Origin of the sequence: Pseudarthrobacter sp. LMD1-1-1.1, assembly GCF_040676255.1 — a bacterium.
Classification (GTDB): domain Bacteria; phylum Actinomycetota; class Actinomycetes; order Actinomycetales; family Micrococcaceae; genus Arthrobacter.
Genome location: NZ_JBEGHP010000012.1, coordinates 90,002 through 110,415, shown reverse-complemented (window position 1 = coordinate 110,415; position 20,414 = coordinate 90,002). Strand labels below are relative to the sequence as shown.

Below are 20,414 nucleotides of genomic sequence, written 5' to 3'. Positions count from 1 at the left end.
CGTGTGGTTCAGGCGGTGGGCTGGGGTGTGCCGGCGCGTTCCTGGCGGGCGGCGAGGGCCGCGTCCAGGTTGCCGGACAGGCCCTTGCGGTCCTTCGCCGGGGGCGGGGCGAAGGCACCGGCGCGGTGGGTTCCGGACTGCAGTGCGGCCACGGCCTCCGCCATGCGGATCCCGGCGGAAATGCCGTCAACCACCGGGACGGGGATCTGGCCGTTGAGTTCGCGGGCAAGCCCGGCCAGCGGGGCGCCGGCGAGGATCACGACGTCGGCACCGTCCTCGGCCACGGCCTGCCGGCCCAGCGCCAGCAGGGTTTCCCGGAAGTCCTGCTGCACGGAAGCGATGCTGGTGAGGGAGTCGTTGATGGAGCGGATGGAAGCCAGCCGGCCGGACAGGCCGAACCGCTCCACGCACTCGCGGTACCAGGGCTTGATCCGGTCCGAGATGGCGATGATGGAAAAACGGTGGCCCTGCAGGGCGGCTGCGCACAGTGCAGCCTCGGTGATGCCGATGACGGGGATGTCCGCCAGTTCCTTGAGGGCCGGCATGCCCGGATCCCCGAAGGCTGCCACCACCACCGCATCCACCGGGTCTGCTCCGGGGCGGGTGTGTTCGGCGATGATTTCGGCCACCGCGCCGGCGGCGATGAGGGATTCGAAGCGGGTCTCAATGTATTCGACGCCGTGGCCGGCCGTCCGGACCAGCAGTTCAGTGCCGGGGGAAGCGGATCGGAGCGCCTCGGTTTCGATCAGCGCCGTGACATCTGCGCTGATGTTGGGGTTGATGACCAGGAGTTTCATTTTCTCTTCCGGTGGAATTCTGGTTCGGTCTTTTGGAAGTCCTCAGGGAACTGGTCCCGGTACTTTCCAATGTGGGAGGCGGACTGGGCGGCTGCCTTGTCCGGATCGCCGCTGGCGATGGCGGCATAGAGTTCGCGGTGTTCGCGGATGAGCTCGGGCAGGTCGCTGACGTGCCGGAACAGCCAGTGCATGCGGCCCTGGAGGGGCTCCAGCGCGGACTTGAGGAAGTTGTTGTCTGCGATGGCGGTGATGGCGTCATGGAATTCACTGTTGGCGCGGTGCGCCTCCATCACCGCCCCCTTGGCCAGGAACGCCTCCGCGTTGTCCAGCAGCCGCTCGAGGTCGGAAAGGTCGTCCCTGGTGGCCCGCTTGGCGGCGAGCCTGCAGGCCAGCACCTCCAGGGACTGGCGGACGTCGAAGAGGTCCTCCACATCCTTGGGGCTGAGGCTGCTGACTTCGGCGCCGCGGGCGCCGCGGTCACTGATGAGGCCCTCCTGGCGGAGCATGCGGAGCGCTTCGCGGACCGGCAGCCGGGATACGGAGAATTCGGCTGCCAGGTCGCGCTCCACGAGCCGCGTGCCGGGAGCGTAGTGTCCTTCGAAAATCCGGGTGCGGAGGGTGTCCCGGACAGTCTCGCGGAGGGGGCGGTCCTTGTCCTGGGTCTCTTCTGCGGTCAGCATGATGCTCCATTCGGATTTTGTGCGGCACTGCTCCCGGCTGCGGGGGCATGTGTTTGCAGGTTTCCCTGCGAGGGTCAGCTTAGACAGGAAGCCGCTTGTTGTAGTTCAGGGTGAGCACTGATGCGCCCATGATCACGGCGGAACCCACGAAGTACAGCAGCGCCCAGGTGTAGGACCCGGTGGCTCCCACGATCAGGCCGACGACGATGGGGGTGACGAAGCCGGAGATGTTGCCGCTGAGGTTCATGGCCCCGCCCAGGACGCCGGCGTTGGTGCGGCCGCCCAGGATGGAGGGGATGCTCCAGAACAGGCCCACCCAGCGCAGGAAGAACAGGACCACGGAGAGGAGGACCACGGCGGTGGTGGCGTCCGGGACAACGGTCACGCCCACCAGCCCCGCCACGACGATGGCGCTGGAGATGCCCAGGAGGGTCCGCATCACCAGGTTTGCGGAAGCGCCCGAGGCGCGCCACTTGTCGGCGATGGTGCCGCCGATAATTTCGCCGACGAACCCGGCGCCGAAGATCACCAGGGTGGACCAGCCGATGGTCTTCAGGTCGAAGCCCTTGGCCTGGGCCAGGTACAGCGGGCCCCAGGTCAGCAGGCCGTAAAAGACGCCGTTGAATCCCAGCCAGCCCAGGCACATGGCCCAGAAGGAGCGGAACTTCAGGTAGGGGAGCAGGCCGCGCTTGCCCTTGCTGCCGTCCATGGCTGCTTCGGCGTCCTCGGCAGCATGCGAGGCTTCGATGTAGGAGGCCTCGGCGTCGTTGACGCCGCGGTGCTGGCGGGGGTTGTCCCGGACGTACCACCAGACGGCCAGGCCCATGAGGACGGTGGCGGCGCCGGCGATGACGAAGGACCAGCGCCAGCTGCCGGTGGAGGCGATGAGGCCGGCGATAATGATGCCGCCCAGCCCTGCTCCCAGGGGTGCGCCGGCGTCAAGGATGGTGGCGCCGCGGCCCCGTTCGGACTTGTGCATCCAGATTGCGTTGAGCTTTCCGCCGGCAGGCATCACGCCGGCTTCGGTCACGCCGATTCCAAGCCGGGCGATGAACATGCTCAGGAAGCCGCCGGCCATGCCGGACGCCGCTGTGGCAGCACCCCAGCCGATGCAGGAAGCGGTCATGACCTTGCGGGGACCGAATTTGTCGATCAGCCAGCCCACGGGAACCTGCATCAGGGCGTAGGTCCAGAAGAAAGCGGACAGCAGCAGGCCCACCAACTCCGGAGCGAGGTTGAATTCCTTCTGGATGATGGGCAGCGCGACAGAGATGGAGCCGCGGTCGATGTAGTTGACGGAAACCAGAACGAGCAGGAGCAGGAACATTTTCCAGCGGACGGAGGTGCGCCGTTGCGTTCCGCCCTTTCCGGATTGTTCGGCGGTTTGGGGTGCGGCCTCGTCGGACGGGGCCGTTGTTTCGGTGTTTGGGATGGACACAGCTTCTCCTTCACGGGGAAGTTTACGGATGGGGAGGGTTCGAAAAGATGTGTGGTGCGTCGCGGGCAGGAAGGGGCCGGCCTGCGGAGGGGGAGCGGCCGCTGGACGATCCGGAGCGTGGCGCGGATACTCTTTTGGGATCCCAAACTGGGATCCCAAAATCAAAGGTAGAAGTGACTCCCGCCACTGTCAAGGGGTTTGGTGGTCCGATGAGCCCGGATGGCCTGCCAACGGATTGTGACTGCCCGTGGACCTAGGCGCGGGAGTCCTCGCGCCGGTGGGACAGGATCTCGGCAAGCTCCGCCAGCCGGTGCGCCCGGGCCGATTCGGCCGGGGTGAACGGCTCGCCCGGCCGGGCAAAGGTGATGGGGCCATGCCAGGCCGTGGGGATCTTAAGCCGGGTGCCGTCGTCGGCCGCTTTGGTGCCGGCGTCCGACGGCGGCACAATCGTTGCGTGCAGCAGCTCGGCCACCGCCAGGGGCAGTTCCTCCGGTGCAGCCGCGATCCTCGAGGCAAGGCTCAGGGCCCTGGTCTGCCCGTCCGCCATGGCCAGCGCGGTGGTGGGCCAAACGTGCGAACGGCTCCCGCCGCCGTCGGCAAGCGCGGCCAGCAACTCACGCTCGCCCACGGTCCCTGGAGCCGAGAGCACGAACTCGTCCAGGACCCCTCCCGGCACCGGGTGGACGTGGATGCCGAGGATATTGGTATCCAGCCGGGACAGCGCCCGCGTGACCCGCTGCAGCGATCCCGGCTGGTCCTGGAGCATCGTCCGCGCCCGCCACAGCGCCGGGGCGGCGGCCAGCCGGCGGCGGTGCCGCAGCGCGGGGGCATGCAGCCAGCCGCGCAGGATCCGGGCGGCGGATGGCTCGGCCACCCAGATCACCAGGACCGTGGCGGTGAGGGTCAGCACCAGCACCTTCGCCACGTAAGGGAGGTGCGTCTCCACCACCAGCGCATGCACCAGGAGCTCGATGGGCAGCATCGCGGCCACGTTCGCCAGGGTCAGCCGCGCCTTGGGCGGTTCCGGCATCCGGCCGCAGACTTCACAGCTCAGGTCAGCGGCGGGCGAGTTGTGCGGAGGGCGCTTCATGACTCAAGCATCATGGGGCGTTGTTTCCGCCGCATTGCCTCCCGATTCCGTTCATGGGAACGTGCCGGGCGGTCCCGGGGGTCTGGGCCGTAGGATTTACCAGGAACGTCAGCGCGGCCGCCACCCCGGAATCCACCCCCAAGGAAGGCGCTGCCCCCGTGAAGATGCTTGCTGAGATGTTCAGCATCGCCCCCGGCAACAAGGACCACCACCCGGCACTGAGGTGCGCCGTCGGCGTCTTCGTGCCCCTGATCACCCTGGTGCTGCTGGGCAGGCTGGACCTGGCAATCTTCGCGTCGTTCGGTGCCTTCACCGGAATCTACGGCCGCGGAGAGCCGCACGCCGTCCGTTTTGTGCTGCAGCTGCGCGCCGGGCTGCTGATGCTGCTGGTGATCCTCCTCGCCGCGCTCGCCGCCCGGATGGGTCCAGCCTGGGGCCTGGATGCCGCCGCGCACACCTGGCTGCTGGTCCTGGCCACCACCCTGGTGGCCGGCGGGTGTTCGGTGGCGATCTCCTGGCTGCGGCTGCGCCCGGCGGGCTCCCTCTTCCACATCTTCGCCTTCGCCGCCATCGCCTCCATTCCCAACCAGCCGCCGCTGTGGCAGGGCATGCTGGTCGCGGTCCTCACCACGGTGTTCGCCCTGCTCATCGGCTTCTCCTCCCGGATCCTTCCCAGCCACCGCACCCCCTGGACCAGGCCTCCCCGCATCCGGCGGACCCCGGCGGAGAAGCGGACGGCGTGGCTTGAGGGTTTCGGCTACCTGGTGGCGGCAGGCCTGGCCGGCTCGTTGGCCACGTGGGCCGGCGGCCGGCTCGGCTTCGGCCACAACTACTGGGCCATGGTGGCCGCCGTGGTTCCACTGGTGGGGCACACCACCAGGCACCGGGTGCGCCGCGGCATCCAAAGGATCATCGGCACGGTGCTGGGCCTGCTGGTCCTGGCAGCCGTCTTATTGGTGGGCCTGCAGCCCTGGCAGACGGTGCTGGTGATGGCGCTCTGCCAGTTCGGCGCGGAGATGTTCATCATCCGCCAGTACCTGGTGGCCCAGGTGTTCGTCACACCCCTCGCGCTGGTGTCCACGCTCCTGGTGGTCCCCGCCTCGGCGTCCATCCTGCTGCGGGACCGCATCATCGAGACCGTCATTGGCGCCGCCGTCGGCATCGCGGTGGTGCTCGCCCCCGGCGCGTGGCGGCGCCTGCGGCGCAGGCCGGAGCAGGGCCCGACGGCGGCTTGACAGCCGTCCGGTAAAGCGCCTGTGGGTGCGCCCCGCCTTCGGTTCGTCCCGCCTTTGGTCCGCCGGGCGCTGTATGCTGGACTTCCCATTCAACGGAAGGGCGTGCGGCCGTGGCGAACTCAAGCTCGGGCGATTCGGTGGTGGACCGGATTGTGCGGCTGATCTCCGCCTTCCCCCAGGACGTCGCCGATCTCCGGTTGTCGGAGCTTGCGGAGCGGTCCGGCCTCCCCCTGACCACCACGCACCGGCTGGTGGGCCAGCTCGCCGGGCATGGCCTGCTGGAGACTGCCCCCGGGGGAACGGTCCGTCCCGGCCTCCGGCTCTGGGAGCTGGTGAACCGTGCCTCTCCCGCTCTGGCGCTGCGCCAGGCCGCCATGCCCTTCATGGAGGACATCCAGCAGGTCCTGAACCAAAACGTGAACCTTGCGGTACTGGACGGCTGGGAGGCGCTCTTCGTGGAGCGGCTCTCCCGGCGCGGCTCGGTGGCCAACCGCGCCCAGGTGGCAGGCCGAATGCCTGTCCATATCTCGTCAGCCGGCCTGGCGCTCATGGCCCACCAGGACAGGGCGCTGCAGAGCGAGTACCTCGGCCAGTTCCACGATCCCGACGGAAAGCTGACTGCCGATGACGTGCGGACCCTGCTCGCGGACACTTCGCGACAGGGTTTCGCGCAGCTGAAGGGCGTGGTTGACCCGGACACGTGGGGCATAGCCGTGCCCGTCCTTAACCGCCGCCGGCGCGCGGTGGCGTCTCTCGGCGTCGTGGTTCCATTGCGGGAAATGCGGCTGCAGGCGCTGGTTCCCGCGCTGCAGACGGCGGCCCGCGGCATTGCCCGCGGCCTCGCCGAGGCCTGATCCGGCCCCTCACACCACCCCCGGAATCCGTTGAACGGAATGCCTGTAACGCCGGTCACCCGGCCTGGCGCACACTGAACCCAGGCACCCATTCCGGCCCCACTCCCGGGCCCCGCAACGAAGCGAGACAAAGCCATGGCACGAAAAATCATCACCACCCAGGTAGCCATCATGGGAGGCGGTCCGGCAGGGCTGATGCTCTCCCATCTGCTGGCCAAGGCAGGCATCGAGTCCACGGTGATCGAGATCCGCAGCCACGAGGAAATCTCCCACACCGTGCGCGCCGGCATCCTGGAGCACGGAACGGTCAACCTGCTGGTGGACAGCGGCGTCTCGGACCGGGTGCTGCGCGACGGCGACCGGCACGAAGGCATCGAGCTGCGCTTCAACAACGAGAGCCACCGCATCGACTTCAAGGACCTCGTGGGCGAGTCCGTGTGGCTGTACCCGCAGACGGACGTCTTCCTGGACCTCGCCGCACGCAGGAAGGACGACGGCGGCGACGTGCGGTACAGCGTCACCGACACCACCGTCCACGACCTGGAGGGCAGGCCGACGGTCTGGTTCACCGATGCCGACGGCGTCGAGTTCGAAATCCAGGCCGACTTCCTGGTGGGCGCTGACGGCTCGCGCAGCCACTGCCGGTTCCAGATCCCCGAGGCCCACCGCAAGTGGTACTTCCACGAATACCCCTTCGCCTGGTTCGGCATCCTGGCCGAGGCGCCGCGCAGCTCCGACGAACTGATCTACGCCAACTCGGCCAACGGCTTCGCCCTGATCAGCCAGCGCACGGAAACCGTGCAGCGGATGTACTTCCAGTGCGACCCCAAGGAAAACGTGGCGGAATGGGATGACGAGCGGATCTGGGCCGAATTCCGCAGCCGCGTCAACGGCAACGGCTTCGAGCTCAAGGAGGGTCCGGTCCTGGAAAAGATGGTCCTGCCGTTCCGCAGCTTCGTCCACACCCCCATGCGCCACGGCAACCTGTTCCTCGCCGGCGACGCCGCACACACCGTGCCGCCCACCGGTGCCAAGGGCCTCAACCTGGCCATCAACGACGTCAAGTTCCTCTTCGAGGGGCTGGACAGCCACTACAACTCCGGCTCGGACCGGCTCCTGGACACCTACAGCGACCGCGCCCTGGACCGGGTGTGGAAGGCCCAGCAGTTCTCCTACTGGATGACCACCATGCTGCACACCCCGGCCGATGCGGACGACTTCTCCCGCGCCCGCCAGCTCGGCGAACTGAACTCCGTGGTCTCCTCCCGCCATGGCAGGGCCTACCTGGCTGAGGCCTACACGGGCTGGCCCGCCTCCTCCTAGGGCATCCGGAGAAGGACGACGCCGGCCGGCCGGGTGAGGCTTATATACCCACCAGCCGCCGGACGGCGGCGGCGATGGCGGCAGCGTCCGGCTGCTCGTCCCGCCTGACGGTGAGCAGGTGCAGCAGCACCCCGTCGCCGTAGTCGGCCACATCCCGTGCCCGCGCCCGCGCGTCCGGCACTCCCAGCCCGGCAAGCGCCTGTTCCAGGCCTCCCACCAGCTGGAAGTGGCCGGCCGTCACGGAGTCCGGCTTGTCCAGGGAAAGTGCCAGCCGGGCGCGGGTCAGGCCGGCGTGCCGGCCGGCAAGCATCACCACCATGGAGGCGAGCTGGCCTGCCAGTTCACCCACGTCCTTGGGCGGACCGGCAGGCCCCTGGTCCCGGAGGAGGGTGGCGTCCAGCTCCAGCAGCCGGCCCAGGACGGCGTCAACCAGGGCGGCGCGGTTCCGGTAATAGTTGGACGTGGTGCCCTCCGACAGGCCTGCGGCGGTGTCCACGGCCCGGTGGGTGAGCCCCTTCATGCCCTTGTCCGCCACCACGGCCAGGGCGGCGTCGAGCAACAGGGTGCGTCGGTCCGGCATGGACTCAGTGTAGTGGGACCCCTTCCGGATCACTACAAAAGTAGTAAAATGGCGCGTATGGAAACGATCACGATCGTTGGCGGCGGCATTGCCGGCCTGGCCCTTGCGGCAGCCCTGGATTCAAGCCGCTTCCACGTGACGGTGTACGAGAAGCGGCCGGAACTGCCCACCGTCGGCAACGCCCTCGGGATGTGGCCCAACGCCCAGCGCGCCCTGGCCCGGCTGGGAATACTGGACCAGGCCCGGGCCGTCAGCCCGGTGCTGGGCAGCGGGTCGGTCCGCAATGCACAGGGTGAACCGTGGGTCACGGTCGATGCCGGGGAGATGTTCGGCATTTCCCGGATCGACCTGATCCGGCTGCTGGATGGCGCCGTGCCCGCCGCCGTCCGCCGTGTCACCGATGCCGTGCAGTCAGTCCCCGCGGATGGCGGCCTGGTGGTGGGCGCCGACGGCGTCCACAGCATGGTTCGCCGTGCGGGATGGGGCAGCGCCACCGATGCCCGCCTGACGCCCTACCTTGCCCTCCGGGGAACCCTCCCGACGCCGGTCGCTCCGGACGAGGTGGGCGAGTACTGGGGCCGTGGCGACCTGTTCGGCATGGCCGCCGCCCGGGGCGGGTCCTTCTGGTACGCCAGTTACCGGTCAGGACTGGGCCCCTATGGGATCGATGTTGCGTCGGCGCTGGACCAGGCCCGGGAACGCTTCTCCGGCCACGCACCTGCCATCCGTCGTGCCCTGGCGGCAGCTACCCCGGAGGAATGCCTCGTCCAGCGCCTGTGGACAGTGCCGCATCTGCGCTCCTACGTCAGCGGCCGGACGGTGCTCATCGGCGATGCCGCGCACGCCATGATGCCTACCCTTGGCCGCGGCGCCTGTGAATCGCTGGTGGACGCGGTGACACTGGCCGACCTCCTCAACAACGCGCCTCAAGGCCAGGACCAGGCACTGCGCGCCTACAACAAGCAACGGAGACTCCGCACCCGCGCGGTGAGCGTGGCCTCCTCTGCACTCGGGCGTGTAGCCCTGGCAGACCGCGCCCAGCCGCTGCGCGACCGCGTGCTCAACCTGGCCCGGCGGCGGAACGCACGGACCGCCGTCGCCAGCGGTCCGGGGAGGTAGTCAGCGGACGGCAGCTGCCGGGCGCGTGGCGTCGTCCTCACCCGGCGCCTGGGCGCCGGGAAGTCCGGCGCCGGAAACCTGCAGGCCGGCCGGAGCTGCGGGAAAACGCTTCCTGCCCTTCCGCCGCCCTGACCTGCCGTACACGAGGTACATCGTCACCCCGGTGATCACCATCAGCAGCACCGTGTAGACAAAGGTGTTTGCGATGCCCTCCGTGCCCTCGGCACCGTCGGTGTTCGCCTTGATCACCAGGCCCAGGGGCTGCACCAGCGGATGGGCCAGGAAGATCGCCGTGTCGTAGTCGTCCAGCAGGCTGTTGAAGTTCAGGGCCGTGATGGCTGCCGCCGCCGGAAGCACCAGGGGCAGGAGGATCCGGCGGAAGACATACAGCGTCTTGGCGCCCATAATGGCGGCGGCCTCCTCCAGGGAAGAGTTCACGGCGGCAAAGGATGCCTTGAGCATCCGCAGGGTGAACGGGATCTTCACCGTGACGAAGGCGATGAGCAGGATCACCGTTGTTCCGGTGAGGACGGCACCGCCTACCAGGGGATTGGGGTGGTCGTAGCTGACAATCAGGCCCAGGGCCAGCAGCGCTGACGGCAGGATCCACGGGATGTGCAGCAGGTACTCAAATGTTGAGGCCACCCAGTTTTTATACTTCTGCAGCAGCCGGGCCACAAAGAGCAGGCCGCCGACGGCGATGACGGCCGCCAGGGCGCTGTACACCACGCTGACGATGAACGGCCGCAGCCCGGACTGCTGGGTGAGGACACGGACGTAGTTGTCCAGTGTCAGGTTGGAAAACGAGAGCTGTCCGGTCTGGATGGCGGCGCCGTCGGCAAATGAGTAAAGCACGATCAGCACCACGGGAAGCGTGTAGACGGCAAAGAGGAGATAGGCCACGGCGTGCACCGCCACGTTGGCTACGGGGTTGGCAATGTCCTGTTTCTGCAGCTCGGAAGACACCTTTGAGACCGAAAAGTAGGTGCCGCCCTTCTCCAGCCGGGACATCACGGCGAGCATCACCATGGTGGCCAGTCCAAGGATCACGGCCAGCAGCGCCGCCAGGTCACGCGAGGTGGGGCTGTTGGTGAACGTCAGGATCATCGGCGTGATGGTCTGGAAATCGCGGCCACCCAGCACCTGCGGGGCGCTGAGGGCGCCCAGGCCGGTGAGGAAGGACAGGATGGTGACGGCGAACAGCGTGGGCTTGAGCATGGGCAGGACGATGCGCCGCAGGATGGTCCACGTGGAAGCGCCGAGGTTCCGCGCGGCCTCAATGGTCTGGTAGTCGATGCCTTTGAGGGCGTTGGCAACGAACAGCATGTGGTTGGTGGTGGTGGCAAAGGTCATGACCGCCAGCACGGCAAAGAACCCGGAAAACCAGCCGGGGTCCATGCCGGGGACAACCCGGACCAGCAGCGACGTGACAATGCCCTTGTCCCCGTAGATGAATTTATACCCCGCCGCCAGCACGATGCCCCCATAGATGAAGGTGGAGGCATAGCCCAGGAACAGGATCCTCGAACCCCGGATCCTGAAGTAATGCGTCACCAGGACGATGAAGACGCCCACCAGGTTGACGGTGACGGACAGCGCCACGGCCAGCAGGAAGCTGTTGCCCAGTGCCTTCATGGCCCGCTGGGAGGAGAACAGCTTCTCCGCGGCACGGCCCGAAAAGCTGCCGTCGGGGAAGAACGTGGCGATCAGGATGTTCATGTTGGGCCATACCAGGAACGCGGCGATGAACCACGTGAGGATGACCCCCACCACCACGACGAACGGGGAGCGGACCATGCTGCGCACCGCGTTGTTGCCGCTCATGGCAGGGCAACCGCCTGGTCCTGTGCAAGCGCGGCACCGGATCCCGAATGGTACTGGAGGATGTGCCCGGGCTGGACGTAGACCGTTGTGGCCGTGCCGGCCTCAGGGTGCGCGGCGCCGTCTTCCCGGACCAGGAGGCGGATGTCCGCGCCATGGCTGCGGACCACATACCGGCTGTGCAGGCCGTGGTAGGTCCGGGACACCACGGTGGCGGGAAGCCCGACGGCGGTCCCTCCGTCCGCGGGCCGGTCCAGGGAGGCCTTTTCCACGCGCAGGTAGGATCTGGCATCCGTGCTGAGGCCGGCGCCGGAGAGCCGGTTGACCTCCGCCACGAAGTCCGGCGTCAGGGCCGAGCTGTCACCAATGAAGTTGCAGACGAACTCCGTAGCGGCATGGTCGTAGATTTCCTGGGGCGTCCCAACCTGTTCCACCACGCCCTTGTTGAAGACCGCCACCCGGTCACTCATGGCAAGGGCCTCGTCCTGGTCGTGGGTAACGTACACGGTGGTGATGCCGAACTCGCTCTGCAGGTCCTTGAGCTGCTGGCGCAACTGGTGGCGGAGCTTGGCATCGAGGTTGGACAGCGGCTCGTCCAGCAGCAGGATCTTGGGCCGCAGCACCAGGGCGCGGGCAACAGCCACGCGCTGCTGCTGGCCGCCGGACAGCTCGGCCACGTTCTTCGCCAGCTGCTCGTCGCTGAGTTCCACGCGCCGTGCAATATCCCGCACAAGGCGGTCACTGTCGGCAGGTTTTTCCTTCCGGACCCGGAGTCCGAAGGCGATGTTCTCCCATACGCTCATGCTCGGGAACAGGGCATAGTTCTGGAACACCATGCCCACCTGCCGCTTGTCGCTGGGAAGGCGGGTCACATCCTTCCCGTCCACCCGGACCGTACCCCCGGCCGGCTGGATGAAGCCGGCCAGGGTGCGCAGCGCCGTCGTCTTTCCACAGCCGGAGGGCCCCAGGAGGGTGAAGAACTCACCCGGCTGGACATGCAGGTCCAGATGCGGAATGGCGGTGAAATCGCCAAAGGTAACTTCGATGTTTTCCAAGCGGATCATGGCAACCTGTCTGATGGAACGCGGGAACGGCGGCTGGCGGGACGGGTTACGTCATGTATTCGAGTTCGATCTTCTCCACCCAGGCGCCCATGTTCTTCTGGACGAAGTCCCAGTCGATGTCCTGCTGCTTGAGGCCGGCAAAGAAGTTCACCACCTCGGGATTGGCCTTTGCCTGGGCAGCCTTGTTGACCGGCATGGAGTTGAACTTCTGCGCGAATTCACCCTGGACGTCTGCGCTGCCGAACCAGTCGATGAACTTCTGCGCCTGCTCCTTTTTCTTGGTGCCTTTCACCAGGGCGATCTGCTCCACGGCAAGCGGCACCCCCACGGAAGGAATGACCGTGTCCACGTTCACTTTGAAGGACTTTTCGCGGTCGGCAATGATCGAGGACGGCATCTGGCCCATGTCCACGTCGCCGGAGGCGATGCGGGCAAACAGGTCGGTCTTGGCCACTGCCGGGCTGCCGTTCTTGAAGTACTGCTCAACCTGCTTCCAGCCGTCGTCGGAAATCCCCAGATCCCCGGAGTCGTCCCGGTACCGGGAGAGGATGCCGGCGAAAACAAGCTGCGCCGTGGCCGTGCCCAGGCCGGTGACCCGCTCGTAGCGGCTCTTGAACTCGTCCTTGGTCCACAGGTCCGTCCAGTCCTTCGGTGCGGCGTCCTTGGAGATCTTGTCCGAGTTGTAGCCCAGGAGGATGGCCTGCTTCACCAGGGGCCAGTACGTCTCCCCGTCACCCAGGCCCTTGTCCACATCGCCCGCCCACGCGGGCTGGTAGGCCTCCAGCGCGCCCTCGTTCTTGACCTGCGAGAAGTACATGTTGTTCAGGCCGAACGCGACGTCGGCGATGGGGTTGTTCTTCTCCGCAATGAGCTTGTTGGTGGCATCGGCGCCCCCGGCCCCCACGATCTCGATCTTGAATCCGGCCTCGGCCGCCTTGGCGGCCAACCAGTCGCCCCGGCCCTCGCCGTTGGAGTTGGTGTAGATCACCAGGGTGTCCCCGGAGGCGCCTGCCGGAGCCCCGGAGGCTTCACCGGTCGAAGCGGGCGGGGTGGAAGCCCCGCCGCAGCCGGCGAGCAGGGTGGCGGCGACGGCGGCGGCAACCAAAGTCTTCAATGTACGCACGATCAGGACTCATTTCTGGACTGGAATCGGAGCATGTCCGCACAGCCTATAGCCGGGCATGACAAAAATCGGGCTGTTATAGCTATCGATTCGATAAACAGCCCGGCTGCTCACTTTGGTCCAGTCGGGGAAACGGCCGGGGCCCTCGGCGTGAACCGGGGGAAAACCTTGGCCGTGGGCGGCGTCAGTCCTTGACGGCGGTCACACTGAGGTGGTGGGTGGGGATCCTGTCCCTGTCGTAGGTGATTTCCGTATAGCCGTGCGGCTCGGGCTTGCCCTCCTGGTTCAGGTTCACGAAAACGATCTCCTCGATGGTGAGGATGCTCTGCCGGGTGATCACGTTGCGGACCTCGGCGCGCATGGTCAGTGAGGTCCGGCCAAACCGCGTGGCTGTCAGTCCCATTTCGATCAGGTCGCCCTGGACCGCGGAGCTGACGAAGTTGATCTCCGAAATGTACTTGGTGACTGCGCGGCCGTTTCCCAGCTGGAGGATGGCGTAGATGGCGGCTTCTTCGTCGATCCATTTCAGCAGGCTGCCGCCAAAGAGGGTCCCGTTGGCGTTGAGGTCCTCGGGCCGGACCCATTTGCGGGTCCGGAAGGTGATGTCTGCTGTTTCCATAGGCCGAGATTAGCCGAAGCCACAGCCCGCAATCCGAGTGTGACGGACCGGGTGCTAGGCCATGGCGGTCTGGGCGGCACTGTGGGCGTTGATGCGCTTGGCGTAACAGTGCGAGTGCTCCACGCCGATATAGGGCCCGAAGTTCGGGATGGGTTCGAACCCCGAATTCTCGTAGAAGTTCCGGCCGTCAGGCTGTGCCGATCCGGCTTCGGCTTTGATCCTGGTGATTCCCTGGCTGAATGCTTCTGCTTCCAGTGCCGCGAGGATGGAGCTGGCAACGCCGGAGCCCCGGGTGTACGGCAGCACGTAGAGCCGCTTGATTTCGGCCGTTGTTCCATCCAGGAGCCGGAGCCCGCCGCAGCCCACCGGTTGCCCCGATCCTTTGTCGTATGCCACCAGGAAGACAGCGCAGTCTGCTCCCGACGGCGGCGGCCCGGGCTCGTGGTCGGGCCGGCCAAAGCGGGCGTCGAGTTCGGCCTGCTGCGCGCGGCGAAGGTCCGCGCCAACGGGATTGGACCAGGAGACCTGCCGGATGTTGAGCCTGGGGTTGGTCTGCATATCTGCCTCGATTCGCCGGAGGGGTATGCCTGACAAGGCTAGGTGCGGGGAGTTACGCAGGTGTTTCCTGGCGGTTAGCACCTGGATAACGCCAGGAGCAGCCGTGAAGGGAAGTTACTTGGCGGTCTAGTTACCAGTTGGTCTAAAATGATCCCATGGCTTCTATGGGCAACGAGGGATCCGGCTACTGGTACGGACCCGACGGGCAACTGGACTACAGTGCGGCGGTACTCAAGGCCCTCCGGGACTACCGGGCGGCCGAGACCGAAATCCGCCGCAGCACCAGGGATTCCATGGGCATGGGTGAGACGGACATCCTTGCCCTGCGGTACCTGCTGAGGGTCCAGGCGTCCGGCAAGCAGGTTGTCCCCAAGGATCTCAGCCGGTTCCTCAATATTACTAGCGCTTCCACCACGTCGCTGATTGACCGCCTGGTGGCCAGCGGGCATGTCCGCCGGGAGGCGCACCCCTCCGACCGCCGCTCCGTGGTGGTGGTCCCCACGGTGGAGTCGGACAAGGAGGTTCGGGAGACCCTCGGTGCCATGCATCGCCGGATGATGGCGGTTGCGGAAGGCTTGACCGCAGAGGAGGCCCGGACTGTGGTCGACTTCCTCCAGCGCATGACCGAATCGCTCCAGGCGGCCGAAAGTGCGGAATTAAAAGTTCACTAGCCTGACTAGCTAGTTCAGCTAGTTATATGTAAGCTTACGATTGTTCCCAAAGTTGCTTCCCAACGGAGTCGTGAGTGTGTTGGTTTCTTTCACCGAAGTTTCACCGCGTGAGCCCGGCATGGCTGCGACCACCCCTGATGGGCTCCTGGACCTGACGCGATCCACCCTGGACGGCACCACAGCGCCGCAGGGAAAGGCCGCCGTCCATTGCGGTTCACCGATGCAGCTGGTGACCCCGGCACTCGGGTGGGAGCGCGCCAGCTACACCTTCGCCCCAACCGGTGCCGGAAGTACCGAACTTCCGCCTGTGTGGCGTTGCGCCTGCGGGTTCCAGCTCGATGCATGGACAACTGATTCCAGGGGCGCCCACCATACCGCAGCCTTTCCCGCATGAGCGCCACGGGGACGGCAGCGCCGGCGCTGCCGCACTCGTCGCTGAATGCCGCTGGGCCGCTGGCAGGCCGCTACCAGCTGAGGGAACGCCTGGGCAGGGGAGCAGCTGCCGAAGTCTTTCGGGCGGTGGACCTTGAGGGCGGTCCGGAGGTGGCCGTGAAGATCGCGGCAGCCAGCGGCCGGAAGCAGCATCAGCGGATCCGGAACGAAGCTTCCGTCCTCGCCGGCCTCACCCACCCATCCATCGTGAGGCTGCTGGGTCAAGGCGTGGTGGGCGGCGGCGGGACCCATGCGGGACGGCCCTATCTTGTGGAGGAGCTGGCCCTGGGGGCAACCCTGTCCGAAACCCTACGGCTGGAAAGCCCCACGCCCGCTGATGTGGCCCTCTGGGCCCGCGGCCTGTTCGGTGCGCTCGCGTACCTTCACTCCAACGGTCTTGTGCACCGTGACATCAAGCCCGCAAACCTGATGCTGAGCGGCCTGCGGAGAAGTCCCGTCCGGATCATCGATTTTGGAATTGCCACGGCCACCGGCTCGGCGCCCGAGCCCGGAATTTCGTCCGGCACAGTGCGCTATATGAGTCCCGAGCAGGCATCCGGCGGGGCAGCGGCTCCGTCATGGGACGTGTACGCCATGGGGCTGGTCCTGTTGGAGCTCCTCACGGGCACCAAGGCGTTTCCCGGCACCGCCATCGAATCCCTCGTGGCCCGGACCCTGCGGTCCCCGGACGTCCCCGGCCACCTCGGCGGTTGGGTGCCCCTGCTGCGGTCCGTTACCGCCATGGATCCCCGGGAACGGCCGACGGCGGCAGATGCCGCAGCGATGGCAGCCCGGCTTGTGCCCGGGGTGCCGTCCCGCAGCCCAGGCGTTCAAGGGGTCCGCGGGAGCCTGCCCGGCGGGATCGACGCCCGTCCTTGTCCCGCGCTGCGGGCACGTCCATCGCGGCGCCACCGGCAGCAGGCCTAGGGGGCGGCTACGTCCCGACCTGTCGGGTCCTCCGCGGTCGGGTCTGCCAGGGCAAGGCCGCCCACGGGGCTTCCGTCCCAGTGGATCAGGGTCCAGCCGGTCGCCAGGCTGCCTTCGAGTGCCACGATTCCGGTGTTGGCCAGGACATGGCGGGCAGCGAACTCGTGGTCTGCGCCCTCGGCCCGCAGCCCCGCCCAGGTACGGATGGCGGCCCCGTGGCTGACCACTGCAACGGTGCCGTGCTGCTGGCGTTCCGCCCGCCCGGCCACCAGCGCGATGGCAGCATCGAACCTGTCGAAGAAGGCGTGGCCGTCGGGCCCCGCGGGCATGCGCCGGTCCAGGTCGCCCGCAGCCCAGGAGATCACGGTGCCCATGTAGCGCTTATGGGATTCGTGGTCGGTGAGCTTCTCCAGTGATCCGGCCTCGATTTCGTGCAGCCCTTCAAGCACCTCAACGTCAAGGGTGTGCAGGCGTGCCAGCGGCGCGGCCGTTATCTGCGTCCTGATCAACGTGGACGCGTACAGCGCTCCGATGCGTTCGTTGGCAAGGGCCCGCGCCATGGCTTCTGCCTGCCGTTCGCCGAGTTCGGTCAACCCGGGGCCGGGATGGTCGGTGTCCAGCTGGCCCAGCACGTTGCCGGGGGTTTCGCCGTGGCGGATCAGGAGCAACTTCATGTTCCCAGTTTCCCACCCCCGGCTTGTTGCGGGCGCAAAGCGGAACTGTCCGTGGCGCTGCCGCTCCACACCCAAGGCGCCGGGCCCACATGAGCCCGGCGCCGCCGTCGTAAATTCCTGGCCTGCCGGCGCAGTGCCTACTTCAGGTGGTCCACCAGCTGGTCCGCGATGCCGGTGTACCGGCCGGGGGTGAGAGCCAGGAGGCGTGCCTCGGCCTCCGGGGAAAGGCCCAGGCCCTGCACGAACTCCTGCATGCGGGCGGCATCCACGCGCTGGCCGCGGGTGAGGTCCTTGAGGCGCTCGTACGGGTTTTCCATGCCTTCGACGCCTGCGATCGCCTCGGCCCGCATGACCATCTGGATTGCCTCGCCCAGGACCTCCCAGTTGGTGTCCAGGTCCGCTGCCAGGACGTCCTCGGCAACATCCAGGCGCTCCAGGCCCTTGGCCACGTTGGAAATGGCCAACAGGGAGTGCCCGAATGCGACGCCGATGTTGCGCTGGCTGGAGGAGTCTGTGAGGTCGCGCTGCCAGCGGGAGGTCACCAGGGTGGCGGCCAGGGTGTCCAGCAGGCCGTTGGAGATCTCGAGGTTGGCCTCAGCGTTCTCGAAGCGGATGGGGTTGACCTTGTGCGGCATGGTGGACGAGCCGGTTGCCCCGGCCACCGGGATCTGCGCGAAGTAGCCAATAGAGATGTAGCTCCAGACATCGGTGCAGACGTTGTGCAGGATGCGGTTGAAGCGGGCCACGTCGGCGTAGAGCTCCGCCTGCCAGTCGTGGCTTTCGATCTGGGTGGTGAGGGGGTTCCAGGTGAGGCCCAGGCCTTCCACGAACGACTTGGAGACCTGCTGCCAGTCGGCGCCGGGGACGGAGGCCACATGGGCGGCGTAGGTGCCGGTGGCACCGTTGATCTTGCCCAGGTATTCGGTCTTCGCGATCCGGTCCAGCTGGCGGGTCAGGCGGTGCGCGATCACGGCCAGTTCCTTGCCCAGCGTGGTGGGGGTGGCCGGCTGGCCATGGGTGCGGGACAGCATGGGGACCGCCCGGTTGTCCTCCGCCATCCTGCTGATCTGTGCCACCAGGGCGCGGGCTGCCGGGAGCCACACGTCCTCCACAGCACCCTTGACGCCGAGCGCGTAGGAGAGGTTGTTGATGTCCTCGGAGGTGCAGCCGAAGTGGACCATGGCGGTCAGGTTTTCAATGCCAATTGCAGGGAGGCGGCGGCCGATGTAGTACTCCACGGCCTTCACGTCGTGCACGGTCACGGCTTCGATGTCGGCGAGCTCCTGCACCGACGCTGCATCGAATTCGGTGACGATGGCGCGGAGCCGGTCCTGCTGTTCGGCGCTCAGGGGTCCGGCGCCGGGAAGGACGTTGTTGCTGGTCAGGTGGATAAGCCACTCAACTTCCACGGCCACGCGGTCCCGGTTCAGGGCGGCCTCGGACAGGTAGTCCACGAGGGGCGCGACGGCGGACTGGTAACGGCCGTCCAGGGGTCCAAGAGCGGTTTTTTCCGATGACGCGGCGAGGGCCAGGCGTCCTGAGGGCGTACGGGTATCAGCTGTGGCGGCAGTTTCAGGCATGTGCTGATTCTTTCATGAAGTCCGGCAGCGCCTTAAGCGGATCGTCCACGTTACTTGTGCACATAGCCGACGGCGGCGCTTACGTGGGCAGCGGCGCGTGCCTAGCGTTGGGAGCAGCGCGGTTGGGGCGGATTGTCCGGCCGGGGAGGCCGGGACGGACGGCGGGCAGGAAGCTGGGACGGGGGGACGGTTTGATGGACGGGATATGGGGTGGCGGGCTGGGCATCAGCCTCGCAGTCCAGGAAGTGGGCAGGAAGGTGGCCCGGTCTTCGGACCGGACCGAAGGGGTGCTGTCGGGCTTTCAACAGATCCAGCTGGAGGACTGGCAGTCGCCGGCCGGACAGGCATACCGGGATTCCGTGAGCCTTCAGGCGGTGGCAGTACGGCGGGCCCTGGACCGGATCCGGGAGGCTTCTGCCGCGGTGGCCGTCCATGCCCAGGCAGCCCTGACAGCCGATTGTCCAGCTGACGGACGGTTCTGATGGCGGACGCAACTCCCTCCGGTTCAGGCGGTCCCCTTCATGTTTCGCCGCCTCCTCCGGACGGAATCCTGACAATATCCGGTGGCGTGGGCGGCATTACGGTGCAGCTGGAGGAACTGGAGGCGGGGGCCGCGAAGCTGGATGGGCTCGCCAGGGAGCTCACCGCCGTTGAGGCAGAGCTTTTCGGGGCCTGGCAGGAGCTTTGTCCTTACCAGGACCAGCCCCGCGCCACAGGCTCCGCGGCGCTGATCGCGGTGGGGGAGGCGCGGGAAGCGGTCCTGAAAGTCCGCCTGGAACTGCAGCGGATCAGTGGACAGGTGCGCAGCTGCAGGTGGGATTACGAAATGGCCGAATCCACTGCCCATATGCAGTGGATGCTCGGTCTGTCGGAACCGGACGTGGAACTGCAGAAGCACGTGGATTTCTGGCGGACAGGCTTCCTGAACGGTGATGCCACTGAATCAGTGCTGGCGAACGCCGTGACGGTCCTTCCCGGCATCAAACCGGCGGTTGGCTGGCTTGTCCCGTCGCTGCGCCCAGGCCCTGTAACAGTAAGGCAGGAAGAGCGCCTGCGCATCGACCTCGACGCCACCCCCGCCGGGCTGCTTGAGCGGGTCAGGCTGATTGAGGAGCGCGGCAGCGGCTACATCGAAGTTATCGAGGTGCATACCGGCGGCGGAAAGGCCTACGTCGTGGTGGTTCCCGGGACACAGATGAACGACGCCGACCACGGCACCAATCCTTTCGATCTTTCCGGCATTGTCGACGGGATGGGCAGCAACTCGGAACAGGTGAATGCCGCTGTCCTCCAGGCACTTCGGGCCGCCGGTGCGCAACCGGGAGCTGATGTGGTGGCGGTGGGATACAGCCAGGGCGGCATCCATGCCATGAACCTGGCGGCGGACGAGGACGTCCTCAGGGAGTACCGCATGAAGTACGTCCTGACTGCCGGATCTCCCGTTGCCCGCATCGCGCCCCCGCCGGAGGTCAGCACGCTTCACCTCGAACACCGCACGGACTGGGTGCCGGGCACTGATGGCCTGCCCAACCGGGACGCCCGGAACCAGGTCACCGTGACCGTAACCAATGACCTGTACGTGCGCGGCGGAGAAGACGCCGGCCTGGGGCCCGGGCACCGGCTGACCGGCTACGAGGAGGCGGCGGAGCTTGTGGGCGCCAGCAAGGATCCGTCGCTGGTCCAGTCCACCGCGGTACTGGGCGGGGTACTCGGTGCCGGCGGGGCTGCCACTGCCACCCGGTTTTCCTTGTCGAAGCCTCCGCCGCCCGCTCCGCCCATGGACCGGAGGGATCCCTTTTCCGGGCGGCCGCAGCCGGGGGCCAGGTAGG

At 67.0% G+C, this 20,414-nt stretch carries 21 protein-coding genes; 9 read left to right on the top strand and 12 right to left on the bottom strand.

Translation table 11 applies throughout. The features are described from left to right. Window positions 1-8: 8 nt before the first annotated feature. From MRBLMD1_RS06035 to MRBLMD1_RS06020, 4 genes are all read right to left on the bottom strand, one after another. On the bottom strand, window positions 9-797 hold the full coding sequence (locus MRBLMD1_RS06035; protein WP_364398199.1) for an aspartate/glutamate racemase family protein: 789 nt from the start codon (window positions 795-797) through the stop codon (window positions 9-11). Continuing rightward, the gene (locus MRBLMD1_RS06030) at window positions 794-1,477 is read right to left on the bottom strand and encodes a GntR family transcriptional regulator (RefSeq protein WP_364398197.1); all 684 of its coding nucleotides are present in this window, start codon (window positions 1,475-1,477) and stop codon (window positions 794-796) included. Before MRBLMD1_RS06030 ends, MRBLMD1_RS06035 begins: the two co-directional genes overlap by 4 nt. A gap of 79 nt (window positions 1,478-1,556) precedes the next feature. Then, window positions 1,557-2,915, bottom strand: a complete 1,359-nt coding sequence (locus MRBLMD1_RS06025) for an MFS transporter (protein ID WP_364398195.1) — start codon at window positions 2,913-2,915, stop codon at window positions 1,557-1,559. A gap of 253 nt (window positions 2,916-3,168) precedes the next feature. Continuing rightward, window positions 3,169-4,005, bottom strand: a complete 837-nt coding sequence (locus MRBLMD1_RS06020) for an amino acid-binding protein (protein WP_159629604.1) — start codon at window positions 4,003-4,005, stop codon at window positions 3,169-3,171. Window positions 4,006-4,163: 158 nt separating this feature from the next. On the opposite strand from MRBLMD1_RS06020, the gene MRBLMD1_RS06015 reads away from it, so the two are divergent. From MRBLMD1_RS06015 to MRBLMD1_RS06005, 3 genes are all read left to right on the top strand, one after another. Beyond that, window positions 4,164-5,240 (top strand): FUSC family protein, encoded by a 1,077-nt coding sequence (locus tag MRBLMD1_RS06015; protein ID WP_307491054.1) that lies wholly within the window; start codon window positions 4,164-4,166, stop codon window positions 5,238-5,240. 110 nt (window positions 5,241-5,350) lie between these two features. After that, complete coding sequence (locus tag MRBLMD1_RS06010) at window positions 5,351-6,094, top strand: IclR family transcriptional regulator (protein ID WP_159629606.1); 744 nt, start codon at window positions 5,351-5,353, stop codon at window positions 6,092-6,094. A 135-nt stretch (window positions 6,095-6,229) separates the two neighbouring features. Further along, window positions 6,230-7,417, top strand: a complete 1,188-nt coding sequence (locus MRBLMD1_RS06005; protein ID WP_364398192.1) for a 4-hydroxybenzoate 3-monooxygenase — start codon at window positions 6,230-6,232, stop codon at window positions 7,415-7,417. A gap of 40 nt (window positions 7,418-7,457) precedes the next feature. Here MRBLMD1_RS06005 and MRBLMD1_RS06000 read toward each other — a convergent pair whose 3' ends face one another. Next, window positions 7,458-7,997: a TetR/AcrR family transcriptional regulator gene (locus MRBLMD1_RS06000; RefSeq protein ID WP_159629609.1), complete on the bottom strand. Its 540-nt coding sequence runs from the start codon at window positions 7,995-7,997 to the stop codon at window positions 7,458-7,460. A gap of 57 nt (window positions 7,998-8,054) precedes the next feature. Here MRBLMD1_RS06000 and MRBLMD1_RS05995 point away from each other — a divergent pair, with 57 nt between their 5' ends. Next, window positions 8,055-9,116, top strand: a complete 1,062-nt coding sequence (locus tag MRBLMD1_RS05995) for an FAD-dependent monooxygenase (protein ID WP_159629611.1) — start codon at window positions 8,055-8,057, stop codon at window positions 9,114-9,116. On the opposite strand, the gene MRBLMD1_RS05990 is transcribed toward MRBLMD1_RS05995, so the two are convergent. The 5 genes from MRBLMD1_RS05990 to MRBLMD1_RS05970 form a co-directional block, all read right to left on the bottom strand. Further along, entirely contained in the window at window positions 9,117-10,940 is a 1,824-nt protein-coding gene (locus MRBLMD1_RS05990; protein WP_364398189.1) for an ABC transporter permease, read from the bottom strand. Further along, a complete protein-coding gene (locus tag MRBLMD1_RS05985; protein WP_364398187.1) occupies window positions 10,937-12,001 on the bottom strand; it encodes an ABC transporter ATP-binding protein in 1,065 nt (354 codons plus the stop codon). Before MRBLMD1_RS05985 ends, MRBLMD1_RS05990 begins: the two co-directional genes overlap by 4 nt. 46 nt (window positions 12,002-12,047) lie before the next feature. Next, entirely contained in the window at window positions 12,048-13,124 is a 1,077-nt protein-coding gene (locus tag MRBLMD1_RS05980) for an extracellular solute-binding protein (RefSeq protein WP_159629617.1), read from the bottom strand. 184 nt (window positions 13,125-13,308) lie between these two features. Continuing rightward, window positions 13,309-13,743: an acyl-CoA thioesterase gene (locus MRBLMD1_RS05975; RefSeq protein ID WP_364398184.1), complete on the bottom strand. Its 435-nt coding sequence runs from the start codon at window positions 13,741-13,743 to the stop codon at window positions 13,309-13,311. Between the two features lie 54 nt (window positions 13,744-13,797). Next, entirely contained in the window at window positions 13,798-14,301 is a 504-nt protein-coding gene (locus MRBLMD1_RS05970; RefSeq protein WP_224023768.1) for a GNAT family N-acetyltransferase, read from the bottom strand. A gap of 155 nt (window positions 14,302-14,456) precedes the next feature. On the opposite strand from MRBLMD1_RS05970, the gene MRBLMD1_RS05965 reads away from it, so the two are divergent. The 3 genes from MRBLMD1_RS05965 to MRBLMD1_RS05955 all read left to right on the top strand — a co-directional run bounded on the left by MRBLMD1_RS05965 (window position 14,457) and on the right by MRBLMD1_RS05955 (window position 16,331). Further along, window positions 14,457-14,972: a MarR family winged helix-turn-helix transcriptional regulator gene (locus MRBLMD1_RS05965; RefSeq protein WP_159629622.1), complete on the top strand. Its 516-nt coding sequence runs from the start codon at window positions 14,457-14,459 to the stop codon at window positions 14,970-14,972. A gap of 118 nt (window positions 14,973-15,090) precedes the next feature. Further along, complete coding sequence (locus MRBLMD1_RS05960; RefSeq protein ID WP_236560674.1) at window positions 15,091-15,366, top strand: hypothetical protein; 276 nt, start codon at window positions 15,091-15,093, stop codon at window positions 15,364-15,366. Next, complete coding sequence (locus MRBLMD1_RS05955) at window positions 15,363-16,331, top strand: serine/threonine-protein kinase (RefSeq protein ID WP_364398181.1); 969 nt, start codon at window positions 15,363-15,365, stop codon at window positions 16,329-16,331. The genes MRBLMD1_RS05960 and MRBLMD1_RS05955 overlap by 4 nt, the downstream gene beginning before the upstream one ends. On the opposite strand, the gene MRBLMD1_RS05950 is transcribed toward MRBLMD1_RS05955, so the two are convergent. Together MRBLMD1_RS05950 and purB are read right to left on the bottom strand one after the other, a co-directional pair. Continuing rightward, window positions 16,328-17,005 (bottom strand): histidine phosphatase family protein, encoded by a 678-nt coding sequence (locus tag MRBLMD1_RS05950; protein WP_159629628.1) that lies wholly within the window; start codon window positions 17,003-17,005, stop codon window positions 16,328-16,330. The two genes, MRBLMD1_RS05955 and MRBLMD1_RS05950, sit on opposite strands and share 4 nt — an antisense overlap. A gap of 137 nt (window positions 17,006-17,142) precedes the next feature. Continuing rightward, entirely contained in the window at window positions 17,143-18,585 is a 1,443-nt protein-coding gene (gene purB, locus MRBLMD1_RS05945) for an adenylosuccinate lyase (protein WP_364398179.1), read from the bottom strand. Window positions 18,586-18,779: 194 nt separating this feature from the next. On the opposite strand from purB, the gene MRBLMD1_RS05940 reads away from it, so the two are divergent. After that, window positions 18,780-19,067: a hypothetical protein gene (locus tag MRBLMD1_RS05940; RefSeq protein ID WP_364398177.1), complete on the top strand. Its 288-nt coding sequence runs from the start codon at window positions 18,780-18,782 to the stop codon at window positions 19,065-19,067. A gap of 86 nt (window positions 19,068-19,153) precedes the next feature. Beyond that, entirely contained in the window at window positions 19,154-20,413 is a 1,260-nt protein-coding gene (locus tag MRBLMD1_RS05935; protein ID WP_364398175.1) for a hypothetical protein, read from the top strand. Window position 20,414 lies beyond the last annotated feature (1 nt).